This is a genomic window from Streptomyces sp. 2P-4 (assembly GCF_030167965.1).
GTDB classification, from domain to species: Bacteria; Actinomycetota; Actinomycetes; order Streptomycetales; family Streptomycetaceae; genus Streptomyces; species Streptomyces globosus_A.
The window spans coordinates 1,265,248-1,276,949 of the sequence record NZ_CP095011.1; the positions used below are offsets into that span (position 1 = coordinate 1,265,248).

Genomic DNA, 11,702 nt, shown 5'->3' on the forward strand with positions numbered 1-11,702 from the left:
CGTTCCGGGAGCGGTGCTCGGCGCTCCTGCGCAGGTCAGGCCGTCGCGCGGGACTTCCGGGCGGCCATCACCGCGTAGACGGGCACGCCCGCGAAGAGGAAGAGGACGCCCTGGTAGACGGCGGCGTACCCGGCGCCCGCGACCAGCCACATGGAGAACCCGAAGGCCAGCGAGGCGACGATGCCGTCGCGGACGAGGCGGCCGCGGTGGACCTGCTCGGACCGGCCGGTGAGCAGCAGGTGGATCTGCGCGGCGGTGGAGAGCAGGTAGGGGACGGTCGCGGTGAAGGTGGTGATCAGGACGAGGCTCTCGAAGACGCCCGCGGAGCCGGCCGTGTAGTTGTAGACGGTCAGGGCGGAGGCCAGCAGGACGGTGACGACGACGCCGGTGACGGGCACGCCGCGCCGCTTGGTCTCGAAGGCCTTGGGGAAGAGGCCGTCCTTGGCGGCGGCGTACGGGGTCTGGGCGCTGAGCAGGGTCCAGCCGTTGAGGGCGCCGAGCATGGAGACGACGGCGGCGCAGGCGACGACGGTACCGCCCCAGGTGCCGCCGAACATGGCGTTCACGGCGTCGGTGAAGGGGGCCTCGGAGGAGACGAGCCGGTCGTGGGCGACGAGGCCGAAGACGGAGAGGGTGCCCAGGAGGTAGACGACGGCGGCGCCGACGGTGCCGAGGACGGTGGCGCGGCCGACGTTGCGGGCGGGGTCGCGGACCTCGCCGGCGCTGACGGCGGCGGACTCCACGCCGAGGTAGCTGAAGAGCAGGATGGCGGCGGAGGCGGACAGTGCGCCGACGGGGCTCTGGCCGGTGGCCTGGAACGGGCCGAGGTTGGCGGGGTCGAAGAAGAACAGGCCGCCGACGGCGACGAGCAGCAGCGGGGCGAACTTCAGGACGGTCGCGACGACCTGGACGGTGCCCACCCAGCGGGTGCCGGCCAGGTTGGCGAGCGCGGGCAGCCACTGCACGGCCAGGGCGGCGAGGCACATCGACCAGGTGTGGTCGCCGACGGCCGGGAAGAGGACGGCCAGGTAGCCGACGGCGGCGACGGCGAGGGCCGCGTTGGAGACCCAGGAGGTGATCCAGTAGGTCCAGGCGGCGAGGAAGCCCGCGAAGTCGCCGAAGGCGGCCCGGGCGTAGACGTAGGGGCCGCCGGTGTGCGGGAGGCGCTCGGCGAGGCGGCCGAAGACCAGGGCGAGGGCGATCGCGCCGAGGGTGAGGATGCCGAAGGCGAGGAGGCTGATCGTGCCGAACGGGGCCACCGAGGCCGGCAGGAGGAAGATCCCGCCGCCGATGATGTTGCCCATGACCAGGCAGGTCGCGATGGGGAGGCCGAAGCGGCGGGCGTGCGGGCCCCCGCTCCCCCCGTCGGTCTCGCGGGCCTCGGCGACCGGGGATCCGGGGGCCGCGGTCGGGGCGGGCGGGGCTATGGCAGGGGTGGTGCTCACGGGGGTCGCGCCTCGGGTGTTTCACATGCCGGACAGGTCGACACATGCTCCGGTACGCCGCCCGGGCCGCCAAATCAACGGCTTTCGTCCTGTACGGGCACCCCTGCGGAAGGAAACATTCCGCCGGGTGCGGGCCGCGGCCGCGGATCCTTCGGCGGCATTGCCGGCTCCGCTTCCGCCCGCCCGCCCGGCCCGACCGGGACCTGCGGCCCGTCCGCCTCGCGCAGCCAGCCCCGCAGGACGCGGTGCACGGCCTCGGCGCCGACCAGGCCCGGCTCCGGTCCGGGCAGGTCGGCCGGCCACATCAGGAAGGCGTGCCCCTGCTCCCCGCCCAGGCCGCCGTGCGAGCCGATCTGCTCCTCGAAGGCGTGGACCTGCCCGGTGGCCGGGTCGTACGCCGAGTTGACCATGATGTCGGGGACGTGCGGGAAGGCGTCGGTACGGGCGACCGCCGCGGCCGCGCCCGGCCCGTACGCGGCGAGCAGCTCCTGCGCCGCGGCAGGGTCGGACAAGGGGGCGCAGGCGCCCCCGGGGCCCAGGACGTGGCCGTCGACCAGCAGGAAGCCGATGCCGGGGTGGTTGGCGAGGGTCGGCAGCAGGGCGGGGTGGGCGCGCTCGATCCACTCCCGGGTGGCCCGGCCGGGCACGTCCGGGAAGGAGATCACCGCAAGGTTCCCGGAGGCCAGGACGACGGGGTCGGTGCGGCCGGGCCGCGGGTGGGCCTCCTCGCCCTCCTCGACGGGCCGGTGCAGGGCCGCGAGGACGGCGGCGCGGGCCTCGGCGCCGCTCGGGGTGCCGCCCGCCCGGCGGGAGACGGGCAGTCCGCAGCCGGCCCGGACCAGATCCTTCACGGTGAGGCCGTAACGGCCGAGGAAGGTCTCCCCCGGGCTCTGCCCGTGGTCGGACAGCAGCACGATCCGGTAGGCGCGCGGGGCGTGCTCGGCGACGCGCGCGACGAGGGCCAGGCTGCGGTCGAGCCGGGCCAGGACCCGGTCGGTGTCGCGGCCGCGCGGGCCCGAGTGGTGGGCGACCTCGTCGTAGGCGACGAGGTCGGCGTAGACGGCGGCCCGGCCGGCGAGCATGTCGCCGATGACGGCGGCCACGACGACGTCCCGCTCGACGACGGTCGCGAACGCCCGGATCAGCGGGTACAGGCCGCCCCGGGACACCCGCGGCCGGTCGCCGCGCAGCCTGGCCCGCACCGACTGGCCGATCTCCCGCCCGACTTCGGCGGTGAAGGACAGCGCGGTGCGGACGGCGTTGGCCGGGTCGGAGAAGTACGCGAAGTAGCCGGCGCGGGAGCGGTTGGCGCGGCCGCGGCGGGCCGACACCGAGAGCACCAGCGCGAGTTGGTCGGCGCCGCCGCTGAACAGGTTGCCCCGGCTGGCCCCGTCGACGGCGAGCAGGCCGGCGTCGCCGGTGCGGGCGACGGCCCGGCGCTGGAGCTCCGCGGCGCTGGTGGGCCGGTTGCAGACCATCACCTCGCCGGTGTCCTTCTCGTACCAGCGGAATGCCGGCACGTCGAAGGTGGTGCCGTGCAGGATGCCGAGCTGGCTGGCGCCGGTCTGGCTGGACCAGTCGGTGCGCCAGGGCATGACGCGGTGGCCGGTCTCCAGCCAGGACGCGGCCGTCGGCATGGTGCCGTTCCCGGCGGCCTCGCGCAGCACCTCGTACCCGACCCCGTCGAGCTGGAGGAAGACCAGGCCCGGCGGCGGCTCGCGGCCGGGCGCGGCCGCCCGGCGCTGCCGGCGGCGCCGGGCGGCGAGCCGGTACAGGCGCCTGCGGTAGGCCTCGTCGTCGCGGACCGCGAGGGCGGTGGAGGTGGCGGAGGCGACGGCGGACATGGCGGCCGCGACGACGACGGCGGTCTCGGGGGCGGCCCGGCCCTGCCCGGAGGGGACCAGGCTGAGCGCCATCAGCAGCAGGGAGCCGTTGAGGAAGAAGACGAGCAGGCCGAGGACGAGGGCCGGTACGAGCAGCAGGGCCCGTACGAGCAGGGGCCACACGAGGGCGCTCAGGAGGCCGAAGGCGCCCGCGCCCCAGGCCGCGGCGAGGCCGGCCTGTGTGATGCTGGCGCCGTCGCCGGACTGCAGCCGGAAGTCCGGCAGGATCCCGGCCAGGACGAGCATCGTCAGGGTGGAGACCGCCCACACGGTGAGCACGCGCACCGCGGCGCCGCCCGCCGTCCGCCACCGTCCTCGCCGCACGCCGCACCGCCTCGTGTCTCCCCCGGCCGGCGCCGCGCGCCCCGGCGCCGCCTCCAGCGTCGCACAGGCGGGGCGGGAGCGGCCCGTTGGCGGCAGGCGGGCGGGAGCGGACGGCGGCCGCGCGGGGGTGCGCGGGGCGCGGACGCGGGCGCGGTGCGGGGCGGGGTGTGCGGCGGGCGTGCGGCGGGCGCGGGGCGCGGGGCGCGGGGCGTACGGCGGGTGCCCGGGGCGTCAGGTGCCGTCGTAGCCGGCGGTCGGCATCGACAGCCGGCGGTGCACCTCCGCCTTCATCGCCGGGGTGTACTGCGGCTCGTCGAGCCCGGCGGTCTCCCACCGGACGCCGCGCCTGCGGCACTCGGCGGTGAACTCCTCCACGGAGCGCAGGGCCCGGGCGAGCACGCGGCGGTTGGGGGCGACGAACAGGTCGACCCGGCCCGCCTCCACGTCGCTCCACAGGCCGCAGTGGTCGGCGCGCAGTCCGTAGACGAGGAACTCCTTGGTGACGACGTACCCCTGGTCGGCGGCCCAGCGGGCGCACATGGCGTGCTGGCTCCGGGTGTCGACCGCGAAGGGGTCCGTGTCGAGTTCCTCAAGCGGGGCCAGGCTGGCGATCGCGGCCACGCGCAGCTCATCCATGCCGCCCGACCCTACTCCGATCCGCGGCCGCGGAGGAGGGGGCTGCGGGGCCGGGTTGGCGGGCGCCGTGCCGGGGGCAGGCTCCGGGTGGCGGGCTTAGTCTCGGTTCGGAGGCCTGCGACTGCGACGGGGAGGCCGGTGCCGGTGGAGATCACCTGGTGGGGGCATGCCGCCTGCACGGTGGAGGATTCCGGGGTGCGCGTGCTGACGGACCCGCTGTTCGCGCCGCGGCTGGCGCACCTGCGGCGGCGGCGCGGGGTGCTGCCGCCGCCCGAGGCGGCCGTGGCGGACGTGGCGGTCGTGTCGCACCTGCACGCCGACCACCTGCACCTGCCGTCCCTGGCCCGGCTCGCGCCCGGCACCCGCCTGGTGGTGCCGCGGGGTGCGCTGCGGGCGGTGCCGGGGCTGGCGCGGCTGGCCGGGGTGCGCGGGCTGGCCGTGGTGGAGGCGGTGCCGGGGGACGTCGTCGGGGTCGGGCAGGGGGTGCGGGTGCGGGCGGTCAGCGCGCGGCACGACGGGCGGCGGATGCCGTGGGGGCCGCAGCGGGTGCGGGCGCTGGGCTTTGTAGTGGAGGGTGCCGGGCGGACGTACTTCGCCGGGGACACGGGCCTGTTCGCCGCGATGGCCGGGGAGGTGGGGCCGGTCGACGTGGCACTGCTGCCGGTGGGCGGCTGGGGCCCGTACCTCGGGCCGGGGCACCTGAACGCGGCGGGTGCGGCGCGGGCGCTGGCGGCGCTGGCGCCGGCCGCGGCGGTGCCGGTGCACTACGGGACGTACTGGCCGATCGGGATGGACGCGGTGCGGCCGCACGAGTTCCACGCGCCGGGGCAGGAGTTCGCCCGGCTGGCGGGGCGGGCGGCGCCGGGGTCGGCGGTGCGGGTGCCGGGCCACGGCGAGCGGGTGCGGTTCCCGTGAGGGGCGTCGCGGTGGCGGCGGCCGGGGGCTGGGCGTGGGCGGCGGGCGGGGTGCCGGCGGAGACCGCCGAGCAGGCGGTCGGCTATCCGGCGCTGTTCCTGCTGGTGGCGGTGGGCGCGCTGGTTCCGGTGGTGCCGACCGGGGCGCTGGTGAGTTCGGCGGCGGTCGTGGCGTTCCACCGGGCGTCGCCGCCGCTGGGGGTGCTGCTGGTGGTGGGTGTGGCCGCGCTGGCCGCGTTCGCGGGGGACCTCACCCTGTACTGGCTGGGTGGGCGCGGGGTGCGGTCGCCGGGCGGGTCGCGGGGGCTGGAGCGGCTGCGGGCGCGGACCGCGCCGGAGCGGCTGGAGCAGGCGCGGGCGGGCCTGGAGCGGCACGGGGTGCAGGTGCTGGTGGTGTCCCGGCTGGTGCCGGCCGGCCGGATCCCCGTGATGGCCGCGTGCCTGCTGGCGCAGTGGCCGCTGCGCCGGTTCGCGCGCGGGGACGCGCCCGCGTGCGCGGCGTGGGCGGCGGCGTACGGGCTGATCGGGATCCTCGGCGGGTCGCTGTTCGCGGAGCCCTGGCAGGGCGTGGTGGCGGCGGTGGTCCTGGCCCTGCTGGCGGGCGCGGCACCGGGGCTGTGGCGGCGGCTGCGGGGCGTGGGCGCGGGGTGACCGCGCCGTGGCCGCCGCGGGGCGGGCGTACGGAGGCGGGCGTACGGAGAGGCGCGTACGGGGCGGGTCACCAGCAGCGGGACGCGCCGATCGGCAGGTCCCACAGGTCATCGCGGGAGAGGCCGGCGCGGTCCCAGGCGGCCCGGACCCGCTCCAGCGGCTCCGTGACCGGCTCGGCGGAGAGCACGAACGTGCCCCAGTGCATGGGCGCCATGCGCCGGGCCCCGACGTCGATGCAGGCCTGGACGGCCTCCTCGGGGTCGGCGTGGACGTCGCGCAGCCACCAGCGCGGGGCGTAGGCGCCGATCGGCAGCAGGGCCAGGTCGATGCCGGGGTGGCGGCGGCCGATCTCGGCGAACCAGTGGCCGTAGCCGGTGTCCCCGGCGAAGTAGAGCCTGTGCGGGGCCGGCGAGCGGGTGTCGGTGAGGATCCAGCCGCCCCACAGGCTGCGGCAGGTGTCGAGCAGGGTGCGCTTGGACCAGTGGTGGGCCGGGACGAAGTCGAAGCGCACGCCGTCCAGTTCGGCGGCCTCCCACCAGTCGAGCTCGGTGACGCGGGCGAAGCCGCGGCGGCGGCACCAGCGGCCGAGCCCGGCGGGGACGAAGAGCGGGGTGTGCCGGGGCAGCCGGCGCAGGGTGGGGGCGTCGAGGTGGTCGTAGTGGTTGTGGCTGATGACCACGGCGTCGACCGGCGGGAGGTCCTCCCAGGGGACGCCGACCGGCGTCATCCGGGCGGGTGTGGCGAGGATCCGGCGCGACCAGACGGGGTCGGTGAGCACGGTCAGGCCGCCGGTCCGCACCACCCAGCTGGCGTGGCCGGCCCAGGTGACGCAGGAGGTGCCGGGCGCCAGGACGGGCAGCGGGGCCGGCGCACAGGGCAGGTCGGGGATGCCGCGCAGTCCGTCGGGGCCGGGCCGGAAGGCGCCCTCGCGGGCGAGGCGGGCGTAGGCGCGCAGGCCGGGCATCGGGGTGGTGAGCCGGTCGGCGAAGGAGCGGGGCCAGAGGCGGCGCTCGCCGAGGGGGCGCGGGGCGGGGCGGGATCCCGGGCGGGGAGCGGTGCCCGGGGGCTGCGGCGGGCGGCGCGGGGCGGCGGCGGGGGCGCTGGTCTGATCCCTCATCAGGGAGTCTCCGTTCACGGCGGATCGGGCTCGTCGTGGCGGTCGGCGGTGCGGGATGCGGTCAGGGCGTCGGCGGCGGCGGCGGGCTCGGCACCGGGTGCGCGGCCGGGTGCCGGGGCCGGGTGCCGGGGCCCGCGGCCCGGGGTTCCACGGCGGGCGGACCGGGGGCGCGGGGTGCGGGCCGGGGGCGCGGGGTGTGGGCCGGGGGCCGTCATGGCGCCAGCCCGGCCAGGACCGTGCCGAGGTGGTCCAGGGAGGCGCGTATGGACGGCAGGGCGAGCGGGTCGCGGACGGTGAGGGCCGCGAGGCGCTCCCCCGGGGTGGCACCGAGCAGGGGGCCGGTGGAGAGGCGGACCCGCAGCGAGCCCAGGTCGTCGGCGAAGCGCTGCCCGCCCGGGGTGGGGGTGCCGAGCCGGGCGCCGAGCCAGTCCTCCAGCTCCATCGCGTCGCGGATGCCGTGCCGGGCGAGGCCGGCGCGCAGCGGGTCCAGGTCGGCGTAGACGTGCCGGCCGGCCTGCGGGGGCCGGGCGAAGGCCCCGGCAGCGAGGAGGGTGCGGTGGACGGCGCCGGCGACCGCACCGTGCAGGGCGGCGGCCCGGCGGGCCCGGTCGGCGACGGCGGCCGGCTCGTCCAGGGCGAGCGCGGCCGCGGCGGCGACGGGCCCGGCGACGAGCGCGCCCGTCGCGGCGAGCACGTCGAGGGTCTGGGCCCGCAGCCGGGTGCCGTGCGGCGTGCCGGGAAGGCGGGCGACGGCGGCGGGCCACCCGGCGGGCAGCAGGGCGCCGGACAGGTCCAGCAGGACGGCGGCCCCGCCGGGCAGCATCTCCGCGGGGTTCAGGACGAGGGTGCGGTGCGGGACGTGCACGGTGTCGCGCCAGGTCTCGTCGCTGACGACGAACAGCCCGGCGGAGGCGGCGGCCTCGCAGGCCTCCCGCAGCAGCTCGGGCGGCGGCACGGTCGCGGTCGGGTCGTCGGCGACGGACAGCAGCAGCACCCGAGGGTCGCCGCCCTCCGCCCGCACCCGGCGCACCGTCTCCAGCAGCGCGTACGGGTCCGGTACGCCGCCGCACTCGGCCGGGGTCTGCACGTGGTAGGCGCGGCGTCCCAGCAGCCGGATCTGCGGGGTCCACCAGGCGGGGCAGGGCCGCGGCAGGAGCACGTCCCCGCCGTGCGCGCCGAGCAGCGCCAGCAGCAGGGCGGGCGCGCCGGGCCCGGCGGCGACCTCGTCGGCGGCGGTGGGCAGGCCCCGCCGCTGCCAGTGCCGGGCGGCCGCCTCCAGCAGGGGCAGGGCGCCGCCGGGGGGTTCGGGGTCCGAGCGGCTCGCGGCCGTGGCGAGGGCCTCGGTGAGCCCGGGCAGGACCGGCAGGCCGGGCTCCGGCGCGGGCGGCCCGAACCGGACCGGGCCCCGGCCCTCCGCGGTGCGCTGCATCCCGGCCACCTCGCCCTGCCTTCCCCGTCGCGTAGGCCGCGCCGCTCGACCCTGCCCTTTATACGGTCGTTCGCCGGGATGCGCCTGTTGTGGGAGGGCACCCGGCGCACTCATGCGGCGCGGCCGGTGAGGGCGAGGAGGCGGGTCTGGTCGTCGGCGCCGGGCGGGGGCACCAGCGGCGGGCCGTACATGCCCGCGGCGGCGAGCCCGTCGGCGTACGGGGTGATCTCGTCGAGGGCGAACCGGACCAGCCCGGCGGGCAGGCGGTCGTCGGCGCCGACGGCCCGCGCGAGGTCCCAGGCGTGCACGACGCAGTCCGCGGTGAGCTCCGCGCAGTACGCGGCGGCCTTCGAGGGGCCGTAGGAGAGGGAGACGATGCGCTCCAGCGCCCAGGGGGAGGCGAAGGCCGTGTGGGCTGCCCGCGCGGCCCGGTCCCAGGCGGCGGCGGGGTCGTCGCCGAGGATGTCGCCGGCGAAGCGGTCGCCGACCTCGGCGACGGTGCAGCCCTCGGTGACCAGCGGCGGCACCCACAGCTGCTCGGCGGTGACGTGGTTGACGAGGTCGCGCACCGTCCACTCGGCGCAGGGGGTCGGAAGGCCCCGCTGGCCGGGCGCCACGGCGCGGACCCGCGATCCGAACAGCCGGAGCGCCTCTGCGTGCTGTTCGAGGAGTGGCTCCGGCATGCTCCCACCGCCTCCGACGCGGCCCGACGCCCCGGGGCCCACTCTCCTCGCCCCCGGTGCGGCCTGCCACACCGCGTCCGCATGCCGGGATCCGCGTCCCGCGGGGCGGGCGCCCAGTCCGGCCCGCGGACCGCCTCCGGGGCCGCGGAGAGCGGCCCGTACGCCACGGATGCGGGGCGCTCGTGCGGGTTGCGGACGCGGAGGCCCGCGTACGGGAACGCCCCGTCCCGGGCCGACCGTGGCCGGCGGCTCCGGTGTTCCGCTCGACAGGCAGTGGACGCGGCCGCTGCGGCCGTCAGCCGGACTGCTGCGCGAACCCCCCGACGACGAGGTCCGCGAGGAGCGCGCCGGCCCGGCCGTCGGGGTCCAGGTCCGGGTCGTAGATGGTGACGTTGAGCCCGACGCAGCGCGGCGACCCGATCAACACTCGCAGCAATTCGGCCAGTTCGGCGGGGAACAGGCCGCCGGGGTCGGGGCTGTCGACGGCGGGCATCACCGAGGGGTCGAGGACGTCGGCGTCGAGGTGCACCCAGAAGCCGGCGGTGACGGGCGGGTGGAGTCCGTCCAGCGCCGCCCGGGCCGTGGCGGCGGCGCCCCGGGCGCGGATGTCGCCGACGGTGGCGGTGCGGATGCCGGCGGCGCGCAGTTCGGGGAGGTCGGGGTCGCCGTCGCGGAGCCCGAAGAGGCGGACGTCCTCCTCGCGCAGGTAGGGGCCGCGGCCCTCCAGGTCGGTGAGGTCGGCCTGGCCGCGGCCGGTGGCCAGGGCGAGTTCCTCGCCGCCGGCGGCGCCGACGGGCCCGTTGGCGGCCTCGTTGCCGGGGTGGCGGAAGTCGGCCGAGCCGTCGATGGCGGCCAGCCCGTACCGGCCGAGGCGGCGCAGGGCCAGTGAGGCGCCGAGCTGGATCGAGCAGTCGCCGCCGAGGACGATCGGGAACTCGCCGGCCGTGAGGTGCTTCTCGATGCGGTCGGCGAGGGTGGCGGTGTACGCGGCGAGCGGCCCGGCGTGGAAGACTCCGTCGCCTTCCCGCCAGTCGCCCCGGTCGTAGCGGGGCGGTACGACGACGCCGCCCTCGCGGGCGCCGAGCCGGCTCAGCAGGCCCTGTTCGCGCAGGGCTCCGGCCAGCTTGTACACGCCGGGCACGGTGCCCGGAACGGGCGGCCGCAGGCCGAGGTTGGAGGGTGCGTCGAGCAGGACGAGGCTTCGCATGGGATCATCCTGCGCCATGGCGGCCGCCCCGGCCAGAGGCCCCCGCGGCCTCGGCCGTGATCGCCCAGCGCTCGTGGTCGCGCCAGGCGCCGTCGACGAAGAGGAAGTCCGGGGAGAGGCCCTCCAGCCGGAAGCCGCGGCTGCGGACGAGGCCGATGGAGGCCGTGTTGCCGGGCTGGATGTTGGCCTCCAGGCGGTGCAGTCCGAGCCCGACCCCGGCCCCGGCGGCCGGGGCAGCCTGGGCGGCCGCGCCGGTGTGGGCGCCTGCCCGGTCGCCGCCGCCCGCGAGGGGGGCGAAGGCGTGGGCGAGGACCAGGTCGAGGCCCTCGCCGAGCAGTCCGCGCCCCGCGGCGTGCGCGAACGCCCCGTATCCCAGGGCCCCGCACTGGAAGGCGCCGCGGACGATGTTGTTGACGTTGACGAAGCCGGCGATGGCGCCGGTCGCCCGCTCGCACACCAGGAAGCCCGCCCGCCCGCCGCCGTCACCGCCGCCGGACAGCCGGGCCGCGTACGGCCCGTACGCCTCCAGCGTGTCCGGCGGGGACAGCCACGGGTGGTGCAGCCCGCGGCTCTCGCGTACCCGGGCGGTGAACTCGGGTCCGTCGGCGGCCCGGAAGGGGCGCAGTGCGACCCTGTCTCCTTCGGCGAGGTACGGGGGAAAGGACATCGCCCCAGCCTATGCGCCATGGCAGGATCACACGGTGACCACCGACTCCCCCGCCGGCGGCGGGCTGCTGGAAGCCGCGGTGCGCAACAACGCCGAGTGGTGCGCCGTTGTCTGCCCCGGCGGCACCTTCACGGCCGACGCCTGGACCAGCCCGCACCGCACCCCGCCGTACTATCCGGACGCCGTCACCCTGACCCGCGGCGCCTCGGCCGCGGCGCTGACCGCGGCCGTCGACTCCGCCGCGCCCGGCTGCTCGGTCAAGGACTCCTTCGCGGTGCTCGACCTGGCCCCGGCCGGCTTCGAGGTGCTGTTCGAGGCGCAGTGGATCCACCGCCCGGCCGGGCCGCCCGCCCACCCCGGCTCCCTGCACTGGTCGCGGGTCGGCACTCCCGCCGGACTGGCGCGGTGGGAGGCCGCCTGGGGAGGCGGGCAGTCCGCCGGCCTCTTCCGCCCCGGGCTGCTCACGGCCGGGATCGCCTTCCTGGCGGGCCGGACCGGCGACGGCCGGATCGCCGCCGGGGCCGCCGCCAACACGGCCGCCGGAGTGGTCGGCATCTCCAACGTGTTCACGGCCGGGGACGTTCCCGCCGACGAGGCCTGGTCGGGCGCCCTCGACCGGATCTCCGCCCTGTGGCCCGGCCTGCCCGTCGTCGGCTACGAGGCCGGGGAGGATCTGGAGACGGCCGCCCAACACGGCTTCGCCCCGCTGGGCGGCCTGCGCGTCTGGCTGCACGCCTCCGCTTAGG

11 protein-coding genes are annotated in these 11,702 nt (G+C 77.9%); 3 read left to right on the top strand and 8 right to left on the bottom strand.

Annotated elements, in window-relative coordinates; translation table 11 throughout:
- Positions 1-35: 35 nt before the first annotated feature.
- The 3 genes from MUK52_RS05215 to MUK52_RS05225 form a co-directional block, all read right to left on the bottom strand.
- Positions 36-1,445: an amino acid permease gene (locus MUK52_RS05215; RefSeq protein WP_284574889.1), complete on the bottom strand. Its 1,410-nt coding sequence runs from the start codon at positions 1,443-1,445 to the stop codon at positions 36-38.
- A gap of 74 nt (positions 1,446-1,519) precedes the next feature.
- Positions 1,520-3,652, bottom strand: a complete 2,133-nt coding sequence (locus tag MUK52_RS05220; RefSeq protein WP_174250373.1) for a phage holin family protein — start codon at positions 3,650-3,652, stop codon at positions 1,520-1,522.
- A 231-nt stretch (positions 3,653-3,883) separates the two neighbouring features.
- Positions 3,884-4,288, bottom strand: a complete 405-nt coding sequence (locus tag MUK52_RS05225; RefSeq protein WP_114054982.1) for a recombinase family protein — start codon at positions 4,286-4,288, stop codon at positions 3,884-3,886.
- 138 nt (positions 4,289-4,426) lie between these two features.
- Here MUK52_RS05225 and MUK52_RS05230 point away from each other — a divergent pair, with 138 nt between their 5' ends.
- Positions 4,427-5,203: an MBL fold metallo-hydrolase gene (locus MUK52_RS05230; RefSeq protein ID WP_114054981.1), complete on the top strand. Its 777-nt coding sequence runs from the start codon at positions 4,427-4,429 to the stop codon at positions 5,201-5,203.
- Positions 5,200-5,853 carry a DedA family protein gene (locus MUK52_RS05235; RefSeq protein ID WP_246042446.1) on the top strand — a complete coding sequence of 218 codons (654 nt, stop codon included), beginning with the start codon at positions 5,200-5,202 and terminating at the stop codon, positions 5,851-5,853. Before MUK52_RS05230 ends, MUK52_RS05235 begins: the two co-directional genes overlap by 4 nt.
- 67 nt (positions 5,854-5,920) lie before the next feature.
- On the opposite strand, the gene MUK52_RS05240 is transcribed toward MUK52_RS05235, so the two are convergent.
- From MUK52_RS05240 to MUK52_RS05260, 5 genes are all read right to left on the bottom strand, one after another.
- Complete coding sequence (locus tag MUK52_RS05240) at positions 5,921-6,970, bottom strand: MBL fold metallo-hydrolase (protein WP_114054979.1); 1,050 nt, start codon at positions 6,968-6,970, stop codon at positions 5,921-5,923.
- A 211-nt stretch (positions 6,971-7,181) separates the two neighbouring features.
- Positions 7,182-8,399 carry an aminotransferase class I/II-fold pyridoxal phosphate-dependent enzyme gene (locus MUK52_RS05245; protein ID WP_284574890.1) on the bottom strand — a complete coding sequence of 406 codons (1,218 nt, stop codon included), beginning with the start codon at positions 8,397-8,399 and terminating at the stop codon, positions 7,182-7,184.
- Between the two features lie 110 nt (positions 8,400-8,509).
- Positions 8,510-9,082, bottom strand: a complete 573-nt coding sequence (locus tag MUK52_RS05250; RefSeq protein WP_284574891.1) for a TIGR03086 family metal-binding protein — start codon at positions 9,080-9,082, stop codon at positions 8,510-8,512.
- 295 nt (positions 9,083-9,377) lie between these two features.
- Positions 9,378-10,289 (bottom strand): arginase family protein, encoded by a 912-nt coding sequence (locus MUK52_RS05255; protein ID WP_284574892.1) that lies wholly within the window; start codon positions 10,287-10,289, stop codon positions 9,378-9,380.
- Positions 10,290-10,293: 4 nt separating this feature from the next.
- Positions 10,294-10,956: a GNAT family N-acetyltransferase gene (locus tag MUK52_RS05260; RefSeq protein WP_284574893.1), complete on the bottom strand. Its 663-nt coding sequence runs from the start codon at positions 10,954-10,956 to the stop codon at positions 10,294-10,296.
- A gap of 34 nt (positions 10,957-10,990) precedes the next feature.
- Between MUK52_RS05260 and MUK52_RS05265 the strand changes: the two genes are divergently transcribed.
- Positions 10,991-11,701, top strand: a complete 711-nt coding sequence (locus MUK52_RS05265) for a hypothetical protein (RefSeq protein WP_284574894.1) — start codon at positions 10,991-10,993, stop codon at positions 11,699-11,701.
- The last annotated feature ends 1 nt before the right edge of the window (position 11,702 follow it).

Bases quoted from the DNA above. Each gene is read 5' to 3' on its own strand.
- MUK52_RS05225 (WP_114054982.1), bottom strand. From the start codon at position 4,288: ATGGATGAGCTGCGCGTGGCCGCGATCGCCAGCCTGGCCCCGCTTGAG.
- MUK52_RS05240 (WP_114054979.1), bottom strand. From the start codon at position 6,970: ATGAGGGATCAGACCAGCGCCCCCGCCGCCGCCCCGCGCCGCCCGCCG.
- MUK52_RS05245 (WP_284574890.1), bottom strand. From the start codon at position 8,399: ATGCAGCGCACCGCGGAGGGCCGGGGCCCGGTCCGGTTCGGGCCGCCC.
- MUK52_RS05250 (WP_284574891.1), bottom strand. From the start codon at position 9,082: ATGCCGGAGCCACTCCTCGAACAGCACGCAGAGGCGCTCCGGCTGTTC.
- MUK52_RS05255 (WP_284574892.1), bottom strand. From the start codon at position 10,289: ATGCGAAGCCTCGTCCTGCTCGACGCACCCTCCAACCTCGGCCTGCGG.
- MUK52_RS05260 (WP_284574893.1), bottom strand. From the start codon at position 10,956: ATGTCCTTTCCCCCGTACCTCGCCGAAGGAGACAGGGTCGCACTGCGC.